Source organism: Streptomyces sp. NPDC002787 (assembly GCF_053592095.1).
Map to the genome: position 1 here is coordinate 14,044 of NZ_JBSFVC010000010.1, position 19,232 is coordinate 33,275.

General features: G+C 71.1%; 17 protein-coding genes. 9 read left to right on the top strand and 8 right to left on the bottom strand.

What is annotated here, in order from left to right; genetic code table 11:
- Positions 1-93 precede the first annotated feature (93 nt).
- The 5 genes from ACWD26_RS15470 (at position 94) to ACWD26_RS15490 (ending at position 4,487) form a co-directional block, all read left to right on the top strand.
- Entirely contained in the window at positions 94-894 is an 801-nt protein-coding gene (locus ACWD26_RS15470) for a crotonase/enoyl-CoA hydratase family protein (RefSeq protein WP_451270136.1), read from the top strand.
- 114 nt (positions 895-1,008) lie between these two features.
- Complete coding sequence (locus ACWD26_RS15475; protein WP_451270138.1) at positions 1,009-1,950, top strand: Zn-ribbon domain-containing OB-fold protein; 942 nt, start codon at positions 1,009-1,011, stop codon at positions 1,948-1,950.
- Entirely contained in the window at positions 1,947-2,996 is a 1,050-nt protein-coding gene (locus ACWD26_RS15480; protein WP_451270140.1) for a thiolase domain-containing protein, read from the top strand. Before ACWD26_RS15475 ends, ACWD26_RS15480 begins: the two co-directional genes overlap by 4 nt.
- Complete coding sequence (locus tag ACWD26_RS15485) at positions 2,993-4,159, top strand: thiolase domain-containing protein (RefSeq protein ID WP_451270142.1); 1,167 nt, start codon at positions 2,993-2,995, stop codon at positions 4,157-4,159. The genes ACWD26_RS15480 and ACWD26_RS15485 overlap by 4 nt, the downstream gene beginning before the upstream one ends.
- A gap of 82 nt (positions 4,160-4,241) precedes the next feature.
- A complete protein-coding gene (locus ACWD26_RS15490) occupies positions 4,242-4,487 on the top strand; it encodes a DUF397 domain-containing protein (RefSeq protein WP_451270144.1) in 246 nt (81 codons plus the stop codon).
- Positions 4,488-4,578: 91 nt separating this feature from the next.
- On the opposite strand, the gene ACWD26_RS15495 is transcribed toward ACWD26_RS15490, so the two are convergent.
- Both ACWD26_RS15495 and ACWD26_RS15500 read right to left on the bottom strand, forming a co-directional pair.
- Positions 4,579-5,520, bottom strand: a complete 942-nt coding sequence (locus ACWD26_RS15495; protein ID WP_451270146.1) for a hypothetical protein — start codon at positions 5,518-5,520, stop codon at positions 4,579-4,581.
- 134 nt (positions 5,521-5,654) lie between these two features.
- Positions 5,655-6,575, bottom strand: a complete 921-nt coding sequence (locus tag ACWD26_RS15500) for a transglutaminase-like domain-containing protein (RefSeq protein ID WP_451270148.1) — start codon at positions 6,573-6,575, stop codon at positions 5,655-5,657.
- Positions 6,576-6,762: 187 nt separating this feature from the next.
- Here ACWD26_RS15500 and ACWD26_RS15505 point away from each other — a divergent pair, with 187 nt between their 5' ends.
- Positions 6,763-7,365, top strand: coding sequence for a CGNR zinc finger domain-containing protein (locus ACWD26_RS15505; protein ID WP_451270150.1), 603 nt, complete (start codon positions 6,763-6,765; stop codon positions 7,363-7,365).
- An 89-nt stretch (positions 7,366-7,454) separates the two neighbouring features.
- Positions 7,455-7,952 carry a hypothetical protein gene (locus ACWD26_RS15510; RefSeq protein WP_451270152.1) on the top strand — a complete coding sequence of 166 codons (498 nt, stop codon included), beginning with the start codon at positions 7,455-7,457 and terminating at the stop codon, positions 7,950-7,952.
- Between the two features lie 110 nt (positions 7,953-8,062).
- On the opposite strand, the gene ACWD26_RS15515 is transcribed toward ACWD26_RS15510, so the two are convergent.
- Positions 8,063-10,036 (bottom strand): N-acetylmuramoyl-L-alanine amidase, encoded by a 1,974-nt coding sequence (locus tag ACWD26_RS15515; protein WP_451270154.1) that lies wholly within the window; start codon positions 10,034-10,036, stop codon positions 8,063-8,065.
- Positions 10,037-10,198: 162 nt separating this feature from the next.
- Complete coding sequence (locus ACWD26_RS15520; protein ID WP_451270156.1) at positions 10,199-11,341, bottom strand: aminoglycoside phosphotransferase family protein; 1,143 nt, start codon at positions 11,339-11,341, stop codon at positions 10,199-10,201.
- A 234-nt stretch (positions 11,342-11,575) separates the two neighbouring features.
- Between ACWD26_RS15520 and ACWD26_RS15525 the strand changes: the two genes are divergently transcribed.
- Positions 11,576-13,072, top strand: coding sequence for a DNA-binding protein NsdB (locus ACWD26_RS15525; protein ID WP_451270158.1), 1,497 nt, complete (start codon positions 11,576-11,578; stop codon positions 13,070-13,072).
- A 24-nt stretch (positions 13,073-13,096) separates the two neighbouring features.
- Here the strand turns inward: ACWD26_RS15525 and ACWD26_RS15530 are convergent, their stop codons facing one another.
- On the bottom strand, positions 13,097-14,527 hold the full coding sequence (locus tag ACWD26_RS15530) for a PP2C family protein-serine/threonine phosphatase (protein WP_451270160.1): 1,431 nt from the start codon (positions 14,525-14,527) through the stop codon (positions 13,097-13,099).
- A gap of 478 nt (positions 14,528-15,005) precedes the next feature.
- Between ACWD26_RS15530 and ACWD26_RS15535 the strand changes: the two genes are divergently transcribed.
- Positions 15,006-15,419, top strand: coding sequence for an SsgA family sporulation/cell division regulator (locus ACWD26_RS15535; RefSeq protein ID WP_451270162.1), 414 nt, complete (start codon positions 15,006-15,008; stop codon positions 15,417-15,419).
- A gap of 40 nt (positions 15,420-15,459) precedes the next feature.
- Here ACWD26_RS15535 and ACWD26_RS15540 read toward each other — a convergent pair whose 3' ends face one another.
- From ACWD26_RS15540 to ACWD26_RS15550, 3 genes are all read right to left on the bottom strand, one after another.
- Positions 15,460-16,560 (bottom strand): baeRF3 domain-containing protein, encoded by a 1,101-nt coding sequence (locus tag ACWD26_RS15540; RefSeq protein WP_451270164.1) that lies wholly within the window; start codon positions 16,558-16,560, stop codon positions 15,460-15,462.
- Positions 16,561-16,724: 164 nt separating this feature from the next.
- Positions 16,725-17,255, bottom strand: a complete 531-nt coding sequence (locus tag ACWD26_RS15545) for a DUF4232 domain-containing protein (protein ID WP_451270166.1) — start codon at positions 17,253-17,255, stop codon at positions 16,725-16,727.
- Positions 17,256-17,378: 123 nt separating this feature from the next.
- Positions 17,379-19,025 (bottom strand): alpha/beta hydrolase, encoded by a 1,647-nt coding sequence (locus ACWD26_RS15550; protein WP_451270168.1) that lies wholly within the window; start codon positions 19,023-19,025, stop codon positions 17,379-17,381.
- Positions 19,026-19,232: the final 207 nt, after the last annotated feature.

Sequence of the window (19,232 nt, forward strand, 5' to 3'; positions counted from 1 at the left end):
CGCACAGAAATCTGACTGTCTGTCAGAAAACCCTTGAAGTGCCGACCCGCCTCCTGCAACCTGTTCTCGTTTCCTGCGGACGGAGGACACCGGATGAGCGGCACCGAACACCTCACCGTGCGGCGCGAAGGCGCCACACTGGTGCTCACGCTCAACAGGCCCGAGGCCAAGAACGCGCTCTCGCTGCCGATGCTCGTCGGTCTGTACGACGGCTGGGTCGAGGCCGACGAGGACGACGAGGTCCGCTCGATCGTCCTCACGGGAGCCGGCGGTGCCTTCTGCGCCGGGATGGACCTCAAGGCCCTCGCGGGTAAGGGAATGGAGGGCCAGCAGTACCGGGACCGGCTCAAGGCTGACCCCGATCTGCACTGGAAGGCGATGCTCCGCCACCACCGGCCGCGCAAACCGGTGATCGCCGCGGTCGAGGGCCACTGCGTCGCCGGTGGCACCGAGATCCTCCAGGGCACGGACATCCGCGTCGCGGGGGAGTCGGCGACGTTCGGGCTCTTCGAGGTCAAGCGCGGGCTCTTCCCGATCGGTGGCTCCACGGTCCGGCTCCAGCGGCAGATTCCGCGCACGCACGCGTTGGAGATGCTGCTCACGGGGCGGCCGTACAGCGCGCGTGAGGCCGCCGGGATCGGGCTGATCGGGCATGTCGTGCCTGACGGCACGGCTCTGGCGAAGGCTCTGGAGATCGCCGAGCAGGTCAACGCGTGTGGGCCACTGGCCGTGGAGGCCGTGAAGGCGTCCGTGTACGAGACGGCCGAGATGACCGAAGCGGAGGGGCTGGCCGCCGAGTTGAAGCGGGGGTGGCCGATCTTCGACACCGGTGACGCGAGGGAGGGGGCTCGGGCGTTCGCCGAGAAGCGGCCGCCTGTCTACAAGCGGGCGTAGGTGCTCCGCTTGCAGAGCGGTTTTCGGCTGCGGGCCGCCCGTGGTCGGTCGCGCTCCCCGCGCCCCTTAAGGGGCGCGCCTGTCGCCCCCCTTTCTTGAAGGAGGCAAGCCCCCATGTCCGCAATTCTCAAGGCACCTCTCACCGTTGAGTTTCCTTTCACCCGCTCCCTCGGGCCGGTGCAGAGCGCTTTCCTCACCGGGCTGCGCGAACGCGTCGTCCTCGGTGTGCGTACCGGTGACGGCCGGGTCCTCGTGCCGCCCGTCGAGTACGACCCCGTCACCGCCGAGGAGATCCGCGATCTGGTCGAGGTCGCCCCCACCGGCACCGTGACCACCTGGGCCTGGAACCACGAACCGCGCCGCGGCCAGCCCCTCGCCACCCCCTTCGCCTGGGTCCTGGTGACGCACGACGGCGCCGACACCGCCCTGCTGCACGCCCTCGACGCCCCGGGCCCCGAAGCCGTACACACCGGTATGCGCGTCCGTGTCCGCTGGGCCGAGGAGCGTTCCGGCGCCATCACGGACATCGCCTGCTTCGAGCCGTACGACGGGGATCCGGTGGAACCGGCAGGTCACAGCGGCGAGTTCGTCGACCCCATCACCGGGATCGTCGCCACCGCCCGTCTCGACTACACCTACTCGCCCGGCCGCGCCCAGACCGGCTATATCAACGCCCTCGCCGAGCGCCGCAACGTCGGCGAGCGCTGCCCGTCCTGCCGCAAGGTGTACGTCCCGCCGAGGGGCGCCTGCCCCACCTGCGGTGTGGCCACGGCCGAGCAGGTGGAGGTCGGGCCGGGCGGCACGGTGACCACGTTCTGCATCGTCAACATCAAGGCCAAGAACCTGGACATCGAAGTCCCGTACGTCTACGCCCACATCGCCCTCGACGGAGCCGACCTCGCCCTGCACGGCCGAATCGCCGGCATCCCCTACGACCAGGTGCGGATCGGCCTGCGCGTCGAACCCGTGTGGACGGAAGGCGCTCGCTACCCCGACCACTACCGGCCCACCGGCGAGCCGGACGCCGAGTACGACACGTTCAAGGAGCTGCTGTGAACCGGGAGATCGCCGTCGTCGCCTTCGCCCAGACCGACCACCGGCGCACCAGCGACGACCTCTCCGAGGTGGAGATGCTCATGCCGGTGCTCCACCAGGTTCTGGAACGGACCGGGTTGAAGACCGCCGACATCGGCTTCACCTGTTCCGGCTCCAGCGACTACCTCGCCGGCCGCGCCTTCTCCTTCACCCTCGCCCTCGACGGCGTGGGCGCCTGGCCGCCGATCTCCGAGTCGCACGTCGAGATGGACGGCGCGTGGGCTCTGTACGAGGCCTGGGTGAAGCTCCAGACCGGGGACGCCGACACCGCTCTCGTCTACTCGTACGGCAAGTCCTCACCCGGGTCCGTACGGGACGTCCTGACCCGGCAGTTGGATCCGTACTACGTCGCACCCCTGTGGCCCGACTCCGTCGCCCTCGCCGCCCTCCAGGCCCAGGCGCTCATCGACGCGGGCAGGACGGACGAGTCGGCGCTGGCGGCCGTCGGGGCGCGCAGCCGTGCCGACGCCGCCGCCAACTCCCACGCACAGCTGAGGGGTTCGGTGCCTCAGGGCGATTACCTCGTATGGCCGTTGCGGACCGGCGACTGCCCGCCCGTCGGCGACGGGGCCGCCGCCGTGGTGCTCGCGGCGGGGGAGCGGGCCCGGGACCTGTGCGAGCGGCCCGCCTGGATCCGCGGCATCGACCATCGCATCGAAGCGCACGGCATCGGCGTACGCGAGCTGACCGACTCGCCGTCCACACGCCTCGCCGCCGAGCGGGCCGGAGCCTTCGAACGGCCTGTGGACACCGCCGAGTTGCACGCCCCGTTCAGCTCACAGGAGGTGATCCTGCGCGAGGCGCTGGAGCTCGACGACGACGTGCGCGTCAACCCGTCGGGCGGGGCCCTGGCCGCCAACCCGGTGATGGCCGCCGGGCTCATCCGGATCGGCGAGGCGGCCGCCCGTATCCACCGGGGCGAGTCCGACCGGGCGCTGGCGCACGCCACCTCCGGCCCCTGTCTGCAACAGAACCTGGTCGCCGTACTCGAAGGGGATCCGCGATGAGCAAGGAGCCCGTGGCCGTCGTAGGGGTCGGCCAGACCAAGCACGTGGCGGCGCGGCGGGACGTCTCGATCGCCGGACTCGTCCGCGAGGCCGCCCGACGGGCTCTCGACGACGCGGAGTTGACGTGGGCCGACATCGAGGCCGTCGTCATCGGCAAGGCGCCCGACTTCTTCGAGGGCGTGATGATGCCCGAGCTGTACCTCGCGGACGCGCTCGGCGCGGTGGGCAAGCCCATGATGCGGGTGCACACGGCGGGCTCGGTCGGCGGCTCGACCGCGCTGGTCGCCGCGAGCCTGGTCGCCGCCCGCGTCCACGGCACCGTACTGACGCTCGCCTTCGAGAAGCAGTCCGAGTCGAACGCCATGTGGGGCCTGTCCCTGCCGATCCCGTTCCAGCAGCCGCTGCTGGCCGGCGCGGGCGGCTTCTTCGCCCCGCACGTCCGGGCGTACATGCGGCGCAGCGGCGCCCCCGACACCGTCGGCTCCCTCGTGGCGTACAAGAACCGCCGCAACGCGCTGAAGAACCCGTACGCCCATCTCCACGAGCACGACATCACGCTGGAGAAGGTCCAGGCCTCGCCGATGCTGTGGGACCCGATCCGCTACTCGGAGACCTGCCCGTCCTCCGACGGGGCCGTCGCGATGGTGCTCACCGACCGTGCCGGGGCCGACCGGGCACCCCGCCCCGCCGCGTGGATGCACGGCGGCGCGATGCGCAGCGAACCGACGCTGTTCGCCGGCAAGGACAGCGTGTCGCCGCGCGCGGGGCGGGACTGCGCGGCCGACGTGTACCGGCAGGCGGGCATCGCCGACCCGCGGCGGGAGATCGACGCGGTGGAGATGTACGTGCCGTTCTCCTGGTACGAGCCGATGTGGCTGGAGAACCTCGGCTTCGCCGACGAGGGGGAGGGCTGGAAACTCACCGAGTCCGGCGTCACCGAACTGGGCGGGGATCTTCCGGTCGACATGTCCGGCGGGGTGCTGTCCACCAATCCGATCGGCGCCTCCGGCATGATCCGTTTCGCGGAGGCGGCGCTGCAGGTGCGGGGGTTGGCGGGAGAACACCAGGTAGAGGGTGCCCGCCGGGTGCTCGGGCACGCCTACGGCGGCGGATCGCAGTTCTTCTCGATGTGGCTCGTGGGCGCCGAGCCGCCCACCTCCTGAAGCTCCCCCTCGCGTGGCCTGTCGGCGGTGGAGGTCGATCGCTAGTCTGGCGGGCGGACGACGAACCGGGAGGAGCACGGACGTGGCCGAGAGCACCATGGAGCAGCGATCGCTCAACGGCTGGCACAAGCCGGCGCAACTGGACCTCAGCAACGCGGACTGGCGGTCGAGCAGCCAGGGGCGGGGGGATGTCCAGATCGCCTTTGTCGAGGGTTTCATCGCCATGCGCAACAGCGGCAGCCCCGAGAGCCCCTCGCTGATCTTCACCCCCGCCGAGTGGGGCGCCTTCGTCTCGGGGGCCCGCGAGGGCGAGTTCGACCTGACCTGAGCGGCCGGACGTGTCGAGTCGGTGGGCGGGCGGGGCCGCCGCCCGCCGACAGGGAGGGGAGCGCCCTGAGGCAGCGCTTCCCCGTGTGAGGTCAGCCGCTCAGTGGCCGCCACCGTTCTTCCCTCGCGGCGTCGACACTGCTGCCCCACACGAGCGTTCCATCGACCAGGCCGGGCCTGTCCCGTGTGGCCAGGGCCGGGGCTTCGAGCATGTCGGCGGCCTCTTCCAAGTAGGTGACCAGTGTGTCGAGTTCGTCGTCGGGGGCTTCGGCGTAGCGGGACCAGCGGCCCAGGTGGCCGGTCGTGGTGTCCAGGTACAGCCCCGAGGTGTTGTCGGCCGGGCCGAGGGCGACGACCGGGATCCAGGCCGGTTTCCACACGGTGATCCGCTCCTCTTCGGGGCGGCCGGCGTTGCGGGTCTCCTGGTCGGCCTGGGAGTCCGTCTTCAGCCTGTGGACGGCGGTCACGGCGTCCAGGGTCATCAGAGCCCGGTTGCCGGGCAGACAGCCCCGGCCGTCGGCCCCGTCGTCGCCCGCGGTCAGCATCCACAGGACGCGCAGCTCGACAGGTATCCGAACACCGAGGTCGCTCTCCAGAGCGGCTATGGCGGCGGGGCCGGCGCCGGCGCGGAGCGCGGCGTAGGAGTCGGGGGCATTGCGCCGGAGCCAGCGGGTGATGCGATGCCAGGCGTCGGCGACCCCCCGCACGATGATCGCGTCGGCAGCGGGGTCGGCGAGCCTCTCCTTCTCTCGCTCCTCTTCCTGGGCAGGCGCGGCGGGCTCGGCGGGGCGGGCCGGGTTCGCGTACCGGATCTCGATCCGGTCGGGCTCGCGGATGTAGCCGACCGCCAAGGCGGGGCAGTCCTCGAACAGGTCGCCGTCGACCGTCACGGTGAGGATGCCCGGCAGTCCCGACGACCGGCCCATGTCCGGGTCGTCCGCCAGCCGGCCCGCCAGCACCTTCAGGGCGTAGGGGACGCCGGCCCCGATCCCGGCGGCGGTGTCGCGCAAGAGCGGGTCGATCTCGACGTTCAAGCCTGATGCTCCTTACGGGTCGGACGGAGGTCGGTGCCCCTCACACAGGAGGAGGTCCGCTCTCACCGCAGGGAGAGACGGCCCAGGTACGGCTGACGGTACGCCGGGGCACGCCACGCGGCCCCGGCCCGCCGTCAGCGCAGGGCGACCTCGCGTGGGCCGTTGTACGGGGCCAGCGACAGCACGGTGCCCGGAGTCCTCAGCCCCTCGTGACCCGTGAACCACTCGCGTGCCGCGGCGAACTGGACCTCGTCGCCCACGACCGGCGCGACCTCGTCGTACAGCGCGCGGACCGGGTCCGTGAGCTCCTGGCCCGCCTCGGTCTCCGTCCCCCAGATGTCCCACAGCAGCGTCTCGACCTTGTTGAGGGCCGCGAGGTCGAGCCGGACGTTCCCCGCCACGAACCACTCCCCGTGCAGCGGTCCCTCCGCCGGCGGGTGGAGACCGAACGCGTCCGGGTCGGCCTCCCCGGACCGGATGGCCCGCCAGGCCTTGCCCGCGACGAGGAACCGGTCGCGCGGGACGTCCATCGGGTCGAAGTCGATCTTCCAGGCGTCGACGATCAACGGATCCGTCAGCTGCGCGTCGGCGAACAGCCAGCCCCGGGCCGGGTCCCAGTACTCGGTGACCACGTGGTCGCAGTGGAATCCGTCGCTGCCGAAATAGGTCGCGAAACCGGACCGCAGCCGGGCGGGCACACCCATATGGCGCAGGAGCGAGCAGTGCAACAGCGAGAAGTCCCGGCACACGCCGACGAAACGGTCCTCGGGCTCCCGGCGGTGCGACAGCGGCGCGTCGTCGCGCTCGACGACGATCCGCAGGATGTCGTCGAGGTAGCGGGTCTCGGCGTCGTTGTGCAGCCTGTCCTGCGGGTGGGCGTGGCGGAACATGGCGTCCTCGCCCCGATGGATCATCAGATCCCTTGCCACGCGGGCTAGTCGAGCCACGTCGCGCGGCAGGTCGGCGTAGAGCGGGGCGAGCTCGCCCGGATCGGTGAACGTGCTCTGCGTGGCGTAGAAGGCGGCGACGTCCGGTGCGAGATGTGCGGCTGGCACGACTGAACCCCCAGATGAATCGGCCACGCGTTCGATTTGCGGACCGGTTCGGCTCACCGTGCCAAAATTCCCCCGCAATTGTCCAGAGCTCCCGCATCCCCGCCGGGAATGCGGTCGCCCCGGAATATCCCCCTCAAATTCAATCCCCCTCCATTTAATGGATGGCGGCTCGCCTATCATTAGCATCATGGAGTACTCGATCAGCGTGGACGCGCGGCTCGCCCTGGACCTCGCCCTGACCGTCCGCCACGACGGCAACGGTGGCATCGCGGACGACCTGACCGAGCCCACGGGGCTCACGGCCTGGGTCCACGCGCACCCGGACGCCCTGCCGGGCACCTCCGGCTTCACCGCCGACGAGGCCACGCTCACCGCCGTACGCGATCTCCGCGCCGCCGTCAGGGCGCTCCTCGCCCGCGCCGTCAGCCCCGGCGCGCCCAGCCCGGCCGACGCCGCCCGGCTGCTGCCGGTCCCCGAGGCCCTGGCGCGCCTCAACGAGGCCGCCGCACTGACCCCGACCGTCCCGGTGCTCTCCTGGGGCCCCGACACCGAACCCGTCGTACGCCACCAGCCCGTCACCGGCGAGGACCTCCTCACCGCCACGCTCGCCCGCGCCGCCCTGGCCTTCCTCGCGAGCCCGGAACGACAGCGGCTGCGCGCCTGCCACGCGCCACGCTGTGTGCGCTACTTCCTCAAGGAGCACCCCCGCCAGGAGTGGTGCAAGCCGTCCTGCGGCAACCGCGCCCGTGTCGCCCGCCACCACGAGCGGCACAAGAAGATGGCGAGCTGACGGCCGAGGAGGCGCTGCCCGCCACCAGGAGCGCGGGGCCGGGACACTCTGCGGCTCCACCGCCGGACGGCACGCCGTACCATGGCGGCATGTCCTTCCTCCGCCGCCGCAGCGCCACCCCCGCCGGGCCCGATTTCGACGTACTGGCCATGGACCCGGGCGACTGGCCGGGCAATCTCGGTGCCGGCCTGCTGCCCGCTCCCGACGGCAGCTGCCAGGGCGTCTTCCTGCGCTACGACCTCTACGGCGGCCGTGGCCCCGCCATGATCATCGGCAACCTCCCGGAGGGTTCCCCGGCGCGCGAGGTCGCCGACGGCGAGATCCCCTTCGAGGTGGCCCAGCTGCTGATCGCGCTGGAGAACGAGGAGGACATCACCGTCGTCGGCTCCGAGGACCTCCCGGTGATGCAGGGCGACAACCTCCTGATCGTCCGCCGTCTCAAGCTCTCCGAGTCCCGGATCTCCTGCGTCCAGTTCGACCGCAGCGACAACGTCCTGGTGACGATCGCCGCCTGGGACCGCCCGATCACCGACGACCTGTACGCCCTGCTCAAGCCGCTTCCGGCGGAGCTCTTCCAGCAGGGCTGAGAGCAGAAGGACGAAGAGAAGACGAGAAAGGGCCGGGTTCACACCCGGCCCTTCTTCGTGCCCTCAGAAGGTCTCGTCCTCAGAAACCTCGTCGTCCGGAGGCCCCGTCCTCACGCGGTCGGCAGCACCAGCACATCCGCCGCCCGCACGAACGCCACCCGGTGGCCGAACTGGATCTCGTAGTAGAGGTCCTTGCCGACCACGACCCGGTGCCCGCTCGTGTCGAAGGAGACGGCGTAGTAGTACTCGCCGGGCACCCGGTCACCGGCGACGTACTTCTGGCCCTTGAGGAGCTTGTACGGCAGCGGGGAGACCGCCTGGGCGGGCACGCCCGCCGGGTATGCCCCCGCCTCCGGGTAGGCACGGCCGTACACCAGGATCTCGGTGAGCCCGTTCCTGGGCGTCACGACCACACCGGCCGCGCCGACCGCCGTCGGCTGCTTCTTCGGGTTCCTGAACCAGGCCTTCTGGCCCAGGTACCAGATCGCCGTCCAGTCGCCCTGCCGCCCGGCGACCGCGTACTGCTGCCCGGTGGAGACCCGCGAACCGAGGTCGTTCACATCGATCGTGGAGGCGTCGCCCCCAGGCCGCAGACCGATGTCCTTGATCAGGGGCGAGGTCACGTCGGGCTCGCTGTACAGGCGTACGGCGCTGGAACCATGCACCGCGCAGGGCTTGCCCCTGCTCACGCAACCGGTGAACTCGGGCCTGTTGTCGGGGTAGTTCGGGAGGATGGTGACCAGGGCGCTGTTGCTGTTGGACGTCGGGCCGAACGGCTTGCCCAGCAGCTCGAAGTAGTGCTGCCAGTCCCAGTAGGGGCCCGGGTCGGTGTGCATCCCCGGGATCGTCGCCGTCGTCGGTCCCGGCACGGTGTCATGGCCCAGGATGTGCCGGCGGTCCAGCGGGACGCCGTACCTGTCGGCCAGATACTTCACCAGCCGGGCCGACGTGCGGTACATCGCCTCCGTGTACCAGGCGTCGGGCGAGGCGAGGAAACCCTCGTGCTCCAGGCCGATCGACCCCGCGTTGACGTACCAGTTGCCCGCGTGCCAGCCCACGTCCTTGTTCTTGACGTGCTGGGCGATGTGCCCGTCCGTGGAGCGCAGCGAATAGTGCCACGACACATACGTCGGGTCCTGGACCAGCTGCAGGGTGGTGTCCCAGGTGGCCTCGGTGTCGTGGACGACGATGTACCGGATGCGCTGCGACTTCGGACGGTCGGCCAGGTCGTGGTTGCCGTAGTCGTTGTCGCCGGACTCCTTGTACGGCGCCGGGATCCACTCGCAGGACACCGTCGTCGGGCACTCCGTGCCGGCCGCGGCCGCCGCGCGCAGCCCCGCTCGGGACAGCTGCCCGGTGTCGGGGCGCAGCTCCGGCTCGCCGGCCAGCGTCACCCGCTGGCCGGCGTCCGTGATCCGCCCGGCGCCGTCGCGGATTACCGCGAAGACCTCGTCGGCGTAGGCCGCCGCGGTCGCCCGGTCGTCGGCGCCCGAGAAACGGGCCACCGCCCCGTACCAGGCCGCCGGATCGGCACTCGGCTCCGCCCCGAGCTCCCGCTGAGCGGCGGCCAGCAGCGCGGCACCGCCGGCCACATTGGCCTCGGCGTCCGTGCGCAGGGTTTCCGCGGGCAGGCCCGTCAGCTCGGCGGCCTTCGTCAATGTCCGCAGCCGGACCGGGAGTTCGGAGCCTTCGGGCAGATCCGCCTCGGGCACCAGAGGCGCCCGGGAATCGTCGCCGCGCGCGTCCTCCGCACCCTCGCTGTGGTGCGGGGCTTCGGCCAGGGCCGTCCGGGCGTCGGTGAGGTGCATGGGGCCGTAGCCGCCGGTGACACTGGGCGCACCGCCGTGCGCGTCCCAGCGGGACTGGAGATAGGACACGCCGAGCAGGACGCTGCGTGGCACGCCGTACTCGACGGCCGCGGCGGCGAAGGCGCCCTGCAGACGGGCGGAGGAGGACGACTGGGTGGCGGGCGGGGCCGCTCCCAGCAAGGGCAGCAGCAACACGGCGGGGGCCGCGGCCACCGCCGTGTTGCGGATACGTCTGGGGCGTGGGGTGGGCCTGCGGTCGGTGGGGGATCCTCGCAAGGCGGCCTCCTGGAACGGTGGGGCGTTGGCGGGGCGTGCGGGACCGAGTGCGGACAGTGCTATCGGTCGGCCGACGATCCGTCAATCATGCCCGGAGGACGGCATGACGAAGGTCCGCGGCGCGCCCCTCGTCCAGGGCGCACCGCGGACCTTCCCATTGCCTCAGCGAGTACCGACCGCCGCCCGTACGGCCTTGCGGGCCAGCTGGCAGTCGTCGTGCAGCCGCCTGAGCAGCAGCCGCTGTTCCTCGCCGGACGGCGCGGCAGCCGGGTGGGCCGGGCCGGGCGCCGCCGGGGTCGAGCCGTGCATCGAACGCTGCACGGCCGTCTCGTAGGTACGGATCTCCCGGGTCAGGACGAGCATCAGGTTCACCAGGAACGCGTCCCGTGAGGCCGGGCCCGCCGACTGCGCCAGCTGACTGATCTGCCGCCGCGCCACGGGGGCGTCGCCGAGGACGGCCCACAGCGTCGCCAGGTCGTACCCCGGCAGATACCACCCCGCGTGTTCCCAGTCCACCAGCACTGGACCGGCCGGTGAGAGCAGGATGTTCGACAGGAGGGCGTCGCCGTGGCAGAACTGGCCCATGCCCTGACGGCCCGACGCGTGCGCGATGCCGTGCAGCAGCTTCTGCAGATCGCCCATGTCCCGGTCGGTCAGCAGACCCAGCTCATGGAATCGCGAGATCCGCTCCGCGTAGTCCAACGGGGCGTCGAAGGTCCCCGCCGGTGGCCGCCACGCGTTCAGCCGGCAGATCGCGCCCAACGCCGCCCGGACGTCGGCGCGCGGCGGCGCCTCCACCGGATGCCGCTGGAGGGCGGCCACCCGGCCCGGCATGCGCTCGATCACCAAGGTGCAGTTGTCCGGGTCCGCCGCGATCAGTCTCGGCGCCCGCACCGGCGGGCGGTGCCGGACGAACGAGCGGTAAGCGGCTATCTCGTGCCGGAGCCGCTCCTCCCAGATGGACGAATGGTCCAGTAAACACTTGGCGACGGCCGTGCTGCGCCCTGTCGTACCGACGAGCAGCACCGAGCGGCCGCTTCGGCGCAGCACCTGGACCGGAGTGAACTCCGGACAGATGCGATGCACCGAGGCGATCGCCGTGCGCAGCTGCGCGCCCTGAGGGCCGGACAAGTCGAGTCTCCCGCTGAGCGGTTGGGTGCCGAGCCCCGGAACGCGCCGCGTCCGGCCGGCACCGAGCACCGGGGCCGCCGTGCGCGTGGGGTCGAGGTAGGGGCCGCCGCTGCCCGGCTGGCGGGGGTGCAGCGACCGGGGAGGAGCGGACACGGAGGACGATGCTGCGTACATGGGGGAAGACAGATCCCTTCGTGTGCCGGCGGTTTCACGCGCTACCCGCCCCGGCCGTCCAGATGCACCCTGGGGAGTGTCCGTCGGGCGACCGGGTCGGGGTGGCGCTTTCCTACCTGACACCGGATGGGCCGTGGCACACCATCTAGCGCACCCTGGCGAAGCCTGGCGAATAGTCCCCGAGCAACTGACAGCGGGCTACATTCAACTCAGCCGAGAACCTGGGGGCTTGACGTGAGCGGACAACCCAATACCCGACTCGCAGACCTGTTCGGCCTGGCCGGCTGGTCGAAGGGAGAGCTCGCGAGGCTGGTCAACCGGCAGGCGGCGGCCATGGGCCACCCCCAGCTGGCGACCGACACCTCACGGGTGCGGCGGTGGATCGACATGGGAGAGATCCCGCGCGATCCCGTGCCGCGGGTGCTGGCGGCGCTGTTCACCGAGCGTCTCGGCCGTGTCGTGACCATCGAGGACCTCGGTCTGGTCCGGCACGGGCGTACGGGAAAGCGGCAGGGCGGCGGGAATGTGGAACATCCCGACGGTGTGCCGTGGGCGCCCGAACGGACTGCCGCGGTCCTCACCGAATTCACGGGAATGGACCTCATGCTCAACCGACGCGGCTTGGTGGGTGCGGGCGTCGCGCTCACCGCGGGACCCGCACTCAGCAGCGCCATGCACGACTGGCTGCACACCGATCCGGCCCTCGCGGCCGACGCCCCCGACCTCGACCACCCCCTGCACGCCGACCCCGCCGGGTTCGACCGCTACGAGGCCGCCCCCATCGGGTCGCAGGAGATCGAGGAACTGGAGCGCTCGGTCGAGGTGTTCCGGGCCTGGGACGCGGCCCGCGGCGGCGGGCTGCAACGCAAGGCTGTCGTGGGGCAGCTGAACGAGGTGGGTGGCATGCTCTCCTACCGCCACCCCGAACATCTCCAGCGGCGCCTGTGGGGCGTCGCCGCCAACCTGGCCGTCCTCGCCGGCTGGATGTCGCACGACGTCGGCCTCGAACCCACCGCCCAGAAGTACTTCATCATCGCCGCCCACGCCGCCAGGGAGGGCGGTGACCGGCCCCGCGCCGGCGAAGCCCTCTCCCGGGCGGCCCGACAGCTGGTGCACCTCGGCAAACCCGACGAGGCGCTCGACCTCATGAAGCTCGCCCAGTCCGGTTCCGGTGAGCAGGTGCTGCCGCGCACCAAGGCCATGCTCCACACGGTCGAGGCCTGGGCGCAGGCCTCCATGGGCAAGGGCCAGGCCATGCGCCGCACCCTGGGCCAGGCCGAGGATCTGTTCGTCTCCGACCGGGGGGACGTGCCGCCGCCCAGCTGGATGCAGATGTTCAAGGAGGAAGACCTCTACGGCATGCAGGCCCTGGCCTACCGCACCCTCGCGGAGCACGACCCGGCGGCGGCCAAGCAGGCACAGCACTTCGCGGAGAAGGCCCTCGAACTGCGCGTCGACGGCAGGCAGCGCTCGAAGATCTTCGACTTCCTGTCCATGGCCTCGGCGTCCTTCATCGCCGACGACCCGGAACAGGCGGCCAGCTACGCCCGTCTCGCCCTGGTGTCGATGGGCTCCAACTCCTCCCACCGCACCTGGGACCGGCTGCGTCAGATGTACCGGCTCACCGGTCAGTACTCCAGCTATCCGAAGATCCAGGACCTGCGGGAGGAGATCAAGCTCGCCCTGCCCAAGATCCCCTCGAAGAACAAGGGCGACATCGCCTCGGCATGACCGCCGGGCACGGCCACTGAACCGTCAGGAACCGACCCTGGCCACGAGCACACAGGCGTCGTCAGCGCGCTCGGTCTCGCCGAACTCCTCCACCACTGTCCGTACACACTCCTGGGCCGTACGGGCCTCGCCGAACCGTGGGGCCAGGTCCAACAGCCGCTGGACGGCTGCCGCTCCGTCCCGCCGGGGGACCAGTCCGTCGGTGTGCAGGAGCAGCAGATCGCCCTGTTCGAGCGTCACTTCGGCCTGCCCGTAGACGGCACCCGAGGTCGCTCCGAGCAGGACGCCGTCCGGTGAGGTCAACACACGCCCCGTCCCGTCGCGGAACAGCAGCGGGGCGGGGTGTCCCGCCTGCGCCCAGACGAGGGTGCGGGTCGCGGGCCGGTAGCGGCAGCAGACGGCGCTGCCGAGGGCCGGTTGCACGGTGGCGTCCAGTAACTGGTTGAGGCAGGCCATCAGCTGCCCCGGCTCGGTGCCCGCCACCGCCATCCCGCGCAGCGCGCCGATCAGCATCGCCATGCCCGAGGTGACGGTGACGCCGTGCCCGGTGAGGTCGCCGACGCTCAACAGGCTCTCCCCACCTGGCAGTTCGAGGGCGTCGTACCAGTCGCCCCCGATCAGGGCGCTGGTCGAGCAGGGAAGATAACGGGCCGCCAGGTCCAGTCTCGAGGGCCCCTGTTGCGGGAGCTGCAGGGAGCCGCGCCACGGCGGCAGCACGGCCTCCTGCAGCTCGACCGCGATCCGGTGCTCGGCCTGCGCGATATGCCGTTGACGGTGCAGCGAGTCACGGGTCTCGTTCACCGCCCGCTGGCTGCGCCGCAGTTCGCTGACGTCCCGCAGCACGGCCCACATCGAGGCCGTACCGCCGTCGTCGTCGAGCACGGGTTCGCCCATCATGTGCACGGTGCGTACCCCGCCGTCGGGGAGCACGATCCGGAACTCCCCGTCGATGCGTTGCGCGTCGATGAGGCAGTCCGTGACCATCGCCGTCAGCTTCGGCCGGTCCTCGTCGAGCACCAGCGAGGGCAGTTCGTCGAGGGTGAGCGGCGGGGCGGCCGGGTCGCGGCCGAGGATCTGGTACAGCTCCCCGGACCAGCTCGCCTCGTCCGTCAGCAGGTTCCACTCGGCGCTGCCGACTCGGCTGAGCAGCGACTCCCGCCGGGGCGCCGGGGCGGGTGCGACCGGGAGACCGGGTGGGGGCACGGGGGCCGACGGCGGGGCCGGGCCGTCCCGCAGCTGGGCCAAGTGGTCGTCCAGGTCGCTGAGTTGGTGCAGTGCCAGGTCGTAGAGCGCGCGCTGCCAGCGGCCCTCGGGGTCCCCTCCGTCGTCGGGCGCGTCACGCCGTACGGCGTCCATGTCGCCCCGTAGCCGTCGCGTCTGCGAGATGAGCGCGTCGACCGTGCCGCGTCGGGGCGGCTGGGCGGCGGGACGATCCGCAGAGAGAGGGGACGGCATCACGTACTCCGATGGGGGACGGTACGACCAACGCTGACGTAAGGGCCGAATACGACTGTTGCACAGCCCGCGACGCGCTGTAAGGGATTTGGCAAGACACGATACGGTGGTGCTTCTGGCATATGCCACCGTCCTTGCGGCTGGGGTCTTCCACGGCAAGTCGGTACGCGCCCTTAGAGGCCAAGTCGTAGAGATGGTACGCGACTTGACGGATCGTCGGCCGTATTCACATGTCTCTCATTCCCATGTTCGAGGGGCATATGTGCGAGCCCTCTCGATTACATAGAGCGGCATATGTAAATCCGAACGCATCGACGCTCGTGGACGCGTCGGGAGCCGAGAGATGGGTGACATAGCTCACACGGATGAATCCAGGAAGCCGCGTCATGCGAAAGCCCTCCGAGAGGTCGAAGAGGCACGTCGGCGCACCGGTCGGCCCGCACCGCAGGAAGAGCTTCACCCGAAACGGAGATCGTTCATGACCGTCACGCTGGAACAGGCCGCCCGCGCCCTCCTCGTCACCGCCGAGGACCGGGAGGTCCCGGTGCCCGCGAGCCTGCGCTACTCCTCCGACGATCCGCTGGCCGTGCATCTCGACTTCCCGGCCGACATCTCGCTCAACGGTGACATGGTGACGTGGACCTTCTCCCGCGGCCTGCTGGAGGAAGGGGTGCTCGCACCCGCCGGCGCGGGCGACGTACACATCTGGCCCTGTGGACGCTTCCGCACCGTGGTGGAGCTGCACTCGCCGTACGGCATGGCCCTGCTCCAGTTCGAGAAGGCGGCTCTCCAGCGCTTCCTGCTGCGCAGTTACGCCGTCGTCGCCGCTGGAAGAGAGGAGCTGGGCCCGGCGCTCGACCGGGGTCTGGCGTCCCTCATCGGCGGTGTCTGACGCCCGGCCCGGCGGGACCTCCGTGTGCGCGGGCCGGCACTCAGTACCGCAGGACGCCCGCGATGCCCCGGGCGTCGCCGAGCGTGCCGTCGGGTACGAAGCGGACCTCGGCGCCCGTGTCCAGGCACCGCTCGACGATCTCGTCCACGATGTCCTCGCGCGCGTCGAGGTCGCCGCTCTCGGCCGGGACGAGGTGACCGCCGTCGCTGTCGGCGCGGACGGTCGTCCGGTAGTTCTCCTCCACGGCCAGGAGCTGGATGCGACCCTGCTGCGCGTTCTGCCGGACCTCGTCGACACCGGCCGCGAACGCCTTGTGTCCACGGGCCGCTTCGAGCCGCCGGGCCACGGTGTCGGCGTTCCGGCGGTCCTCCGCGGCGACGAGGGGCCGGACGGCCTGCCACACGGTGTCCGGGGTGCCGTGCGCGAGACCGCCGTGCGGGATGTGGGTGGCGTCCTTGGTGATCGTGCCGATCTCGTCGAGCAGGGACAGCGCCGCCGTCTCCCCGGTGACGTACAGGGGCCTGGGGCGCGTGCGCAGCACACGGGCCAGCGCGGTGTCGGCATCGCGCAGGAAGTGGCGGGTGTCCTCGTCACGGAAGGCGGACGGCAGGTCGCCGATCTGTTCCTGGCGCTCGGCGTCGAAATTGTCGCGATCCCTGGTCAGAGGGAAGCCGCCGACCTGTGCCTCGGTGACGCGGTCACCGCCGCCGTCCCACAGCGTGACCCGGTCGGAGGAGACCGAGAGCACCCAGAACGGCCGCTCGGCGGCCTGCGCGGCCACCAGGTTGCGGGTGAGGAAGGTGTCCGAGAGCACCACACGCTCCGGCACCGGGCGGGCCAGTGACCAGACCTGGTGCTCGCCGGGCGCGGCGAAGATCACCAGACCGTCCTCGGTGTGCGTCAGGTCCACCTCGGCCAGTGCCTGGTCCAGCTGTTCGGCCACGTCGTTGCGCCGCTCCCGCGTCACCGCGGGATCGTGCTCCAGTCGCTTCTTCGCCTCGGCGACTACATTGCGCAGCCGGACCGGATCCTGGGCCTTCTCGGGTTCCCGGCGGTGCGTCGGCGTCAGCACCGACACCGCGGGATAGGGGCGCGGACGGCGCAGTTCGGTGAGGGTCGCGGGACTGAGGGCATGCTCCATGACTTCACGATAGGACTGATTCGCGTGTCGGGCATTTGGGGTAAACCGGATGCCGGTGCGGGCGGTCCGAGCGGCCGGAGGCGAGCATGGGAGGAGCCCGTCGGCACACCGCGGAGAAGGTGTGTGCCGACGGGCTCCCCGGTGGTGGGTGCCTGCCGCGTGGGTCAGCCGACTTCCTTCTTCAGCGCCTTGTCGGCGGCGGCCTTGGAGGGCTTCCACCAGGTCGTCACCGGCTCCCAGACCTTGACCTTCTTGCCCGCGCCCAGCTGCTTCGCCGTGAAGGTACGGCCGTTGTAGTTCGGGTTGGCGGACACGGTGACCGTGCCGACGCGGCGCGCCTCCGGGTCCTTGAGGTCGGCGATCGTGCGCACCGCCGCGTACACCGTCTTCCCCGCACCGACCTTGTACGGACCGCTCTCGCCCGACGGCACCGGCAGGGCCGCCCCGTCGAGGTCGCCGAAGGTGACGACGGGAAGGCGGTCGATCGTGCAGGTGCGGGCGCCGGTGTTCTTGACGGAGATGTGCACGACCCTTGCGTCCTTGGACTGCTTGGCCCCCAGCTTCAGGACCTTCGCCTTGCACACCGGGGTCTTGGCGGCCGGCTGCGCGGCCAGGCCCTGCGGGGCGCCCGCGAGGAGCAGCGCGGCGCCGGCGGTCGCCGCGGTCGAGAGAGTGAGAACGGAACGGATACGCATCGGTGGAATCCCCCAGTTTTGGTCACGTACGGGTACGGCACGCCCAAAGGCGACGCGCAACAGTGTGACGCGCGAGATGTGCGCGGGGTTGTACCGAAACGGTCCGTGTTACAGGCCCGATGCTCAACCGTCGGCTCCGCATGAACTTCCGTCGTCCGGCAGCGATCCGTACAGCAGGAAGTCGTCGACCTTCTCGTGCACGCACTTCGACGATCCGTACCCGGTGTGCCCCTTGCCCTTGTTGTCGAGGACGACCGCCGAGGAGCCGAGCCGCTTCGCCGTCTCCACGGTCCAGCGGTAGGGGGTGGCCGGGTCGCCCCGGGTGCCCACGAGCAGCATCTTCGGGGTGCCGACGTCCTTTACCTTCTCGCGGATGAAGTCGGTGCCCGCGGGGCGGCCGTGGCACAGGAGCACCTGGGTGAGCCGTTGTCGGCCGAACACGGGGGAGGCGTCCTCGTACTCCGCGCGCATGTCCGCCAGGTTTTCGGTGATCTGTTCGGCGGTGGGCCGGTCGGGGTCGTCGGCGCAGTTGATCGCCATCAGCGCGGCGGGATAGTTGTCCAGCGGGACGTCCTCCGGGTCCACGAGGCCGCCGTCCGCGGACGGTGTCCGGGACGCGCCGGGCTCGGTGGGCTCGGTGGGCTCGTGCGGACGGTTTGGTGCCGAAGACCGGTGCGGGCCGCTCGGCGCGGCGAAGCCGCCGCCCGCGAGCGCCACGACGCCCCGGGTGTCGCCGTCGTGGACGAGCATGTTGAGCGCCTGGGTGAGCGCGGGCCACATCTGTTCGCTGTAGAGAGCGTGGCTGATGGCGCCCACGAGGTCCTGGCCCGAGAACTCCTGCCCGAAGTCCGTCGGCACGGGGTACTCGTCCAGCGAGTCGACCAGCATGACGACCTGCTCACGGGCCGAGCGGGCGTCCTGCCCGAACGGGCACGTCAGTTCCTCGGTGCACGCGTCGAGGTAGTCCTCCAGCGCGGTCTGCTGGCCCTCGGCGCCCACCAGGCCTCGCTCGGTCAGCGGTTCGGTGAGGGTGTCCACCCCGTCGAGGACCATCCGGCCCACCTTCCGGGGGAACTGCGTCGCGTACACCGCGCCCAGCCGGGTGCCGTAGGAGAAGCCCAGGTAGTTGAGCTTCTTGTCGCCGAGGGCGGCGCGCATCACGTCCAGGTCCCGGGAGGCGTTGAGGGTGCCGATGTGGGGCAGCACCGGCCCGGAGTTCTTCCGGCACGCCTCCGCGGCCCGCCGCAGCCGCTCGAGCGCCGCCCGCGGGTCGTTCACGCCCTCGCCGTTCTCGGTCACCTCAAGGGCCTCGCCGGTGCCGTCGCCACAGCTGACGGGCGAGGAGCGGCCCACGCCGCGCGGATCGAAGGAGACGACGTCGTAACCCTTCGTGAGAGTCATGAACTCGTCGCCGCCGTAGGCGAGTTCGGGGACGCCCGGGCTCCCGGGGCCGCCGAAGTTCAGCAGGAGCGAACCGCGCGAGTCGCCGGTGGCCCGGTAGCGGGCCATCGCCAGGTCGAGGGTCCCGGCCTTGGGCCGGGAGTAGTCGAGCGGCACGGTGACCTTGCCGCACCGCAGATCCTTGGGCACCTCCATGCCCTCACACTTCGACCAGGTGATCTTCTGTTTGTAGAAGCGGGCCAGGTCGGACTGCTTGTCGTCCTTCTTGCCGTCGGTGCCCGCCGCTGTGGCCGACAGTCCGGCCACCAGCAGGGCCAGCACCGCGACCGCGGCTCCGGCGAGCGGGCGCCGTCTGTGCGTGGACCGCATGCGTGCCTCCAGGGAAGCCCGGCCAGGGGCGGACGGGGACAACCCCCGGATCACGATAAGCGGGCCCTCGCGGCCACGCCTCCCGGCGGGCGGGACCCACGAAATCGCCGTATCCTGCGCCGCGCCGATCTCGTGCGCCGGTCGTGGACGTGTCGCTCGTACGCGTGAACCGGGCCGTCGGCGCGGCCTCGCGGAGCCGCTCGGAAC

Coding starts and splice junctions, on each gene's coding strand:
- ACWD26_RS15470 (WP_451270136.1), top strand. CDS start 94: ATGAGCGGCACCGAACACCTCACCGTGCGGCGCGAAGGCGCCACACTG.
- ACWD26_RS15475 (WP_451270138.1), top strand. CDS start 1,009: ATGTCCGCAATTCTCAAGGCACCTCTCACCGTTGAGTTTCCTTTCACC.
- ACWD26_RS15485 (WP_451270142.1), top strand. CDS start 2,993: ATGAGCAAGGAGCCCGTGGCCGTCGTAGGGGTCGGCCAGACCAAGCAC.
- ACWD26_RS15505 (WP_451270150.1), top strand. CDS start 6,763: ATGGAGTACTCGATCAGCGTGGACGCGCGGCTCGCCCTGGACCTCGCC.
- ACWD26_RS15510 (WP_451270152.1), top strand. CDS start 7,455: ATGTCCTTCCTCCGCCGCCGCAGCGCCACCCCCGCCGGGCCCGATTTC.
- ACWD26_RS15520 (WP_451270156.1), bottom strand. CDS start 11,341: ATGTACGCAGCATCGTCCTCCGTGTCCGCTCCTCCCCGGTCGCTGCAC.
- ACWD26_RS15530 (WP_451270160.1), bottom strand. CDS start 14,527: ATGCCGTCCCCTCTCTCTGCGGATCGTCCCGCCGCCCAGCCGCCCCGA.
- ACWD26_RS15535 (WP_451270162.1), top strand. CDS start 15,006: ATGACCGTCACGCTGGAACAGGCCGCCCGCGCCCTCCTCGTCACCGCC.
- ACWD26_RS15540 (WP_451270164.1), bottom strand. CDS start 16,560: ATGGAGCATGCCCTCAGTCCCGCGACCCTCACCGAACTGCGCCGTCCG.
- ACWD26_RS15545 (WP_451270166.1), bottom strand. CDS start 17,255: ATGCGTATCCGTTCCGTTCTCACTCTCTCGACCGCGGCGACCGCCGGC.
- ACWD26_RS15550 (WP_451270168.1), bottom strand. CDS start 19,025: ATGCGGTCCACGCACAGACGGCGCCCGCTCGCCGGAGCCGCGGTCGCG.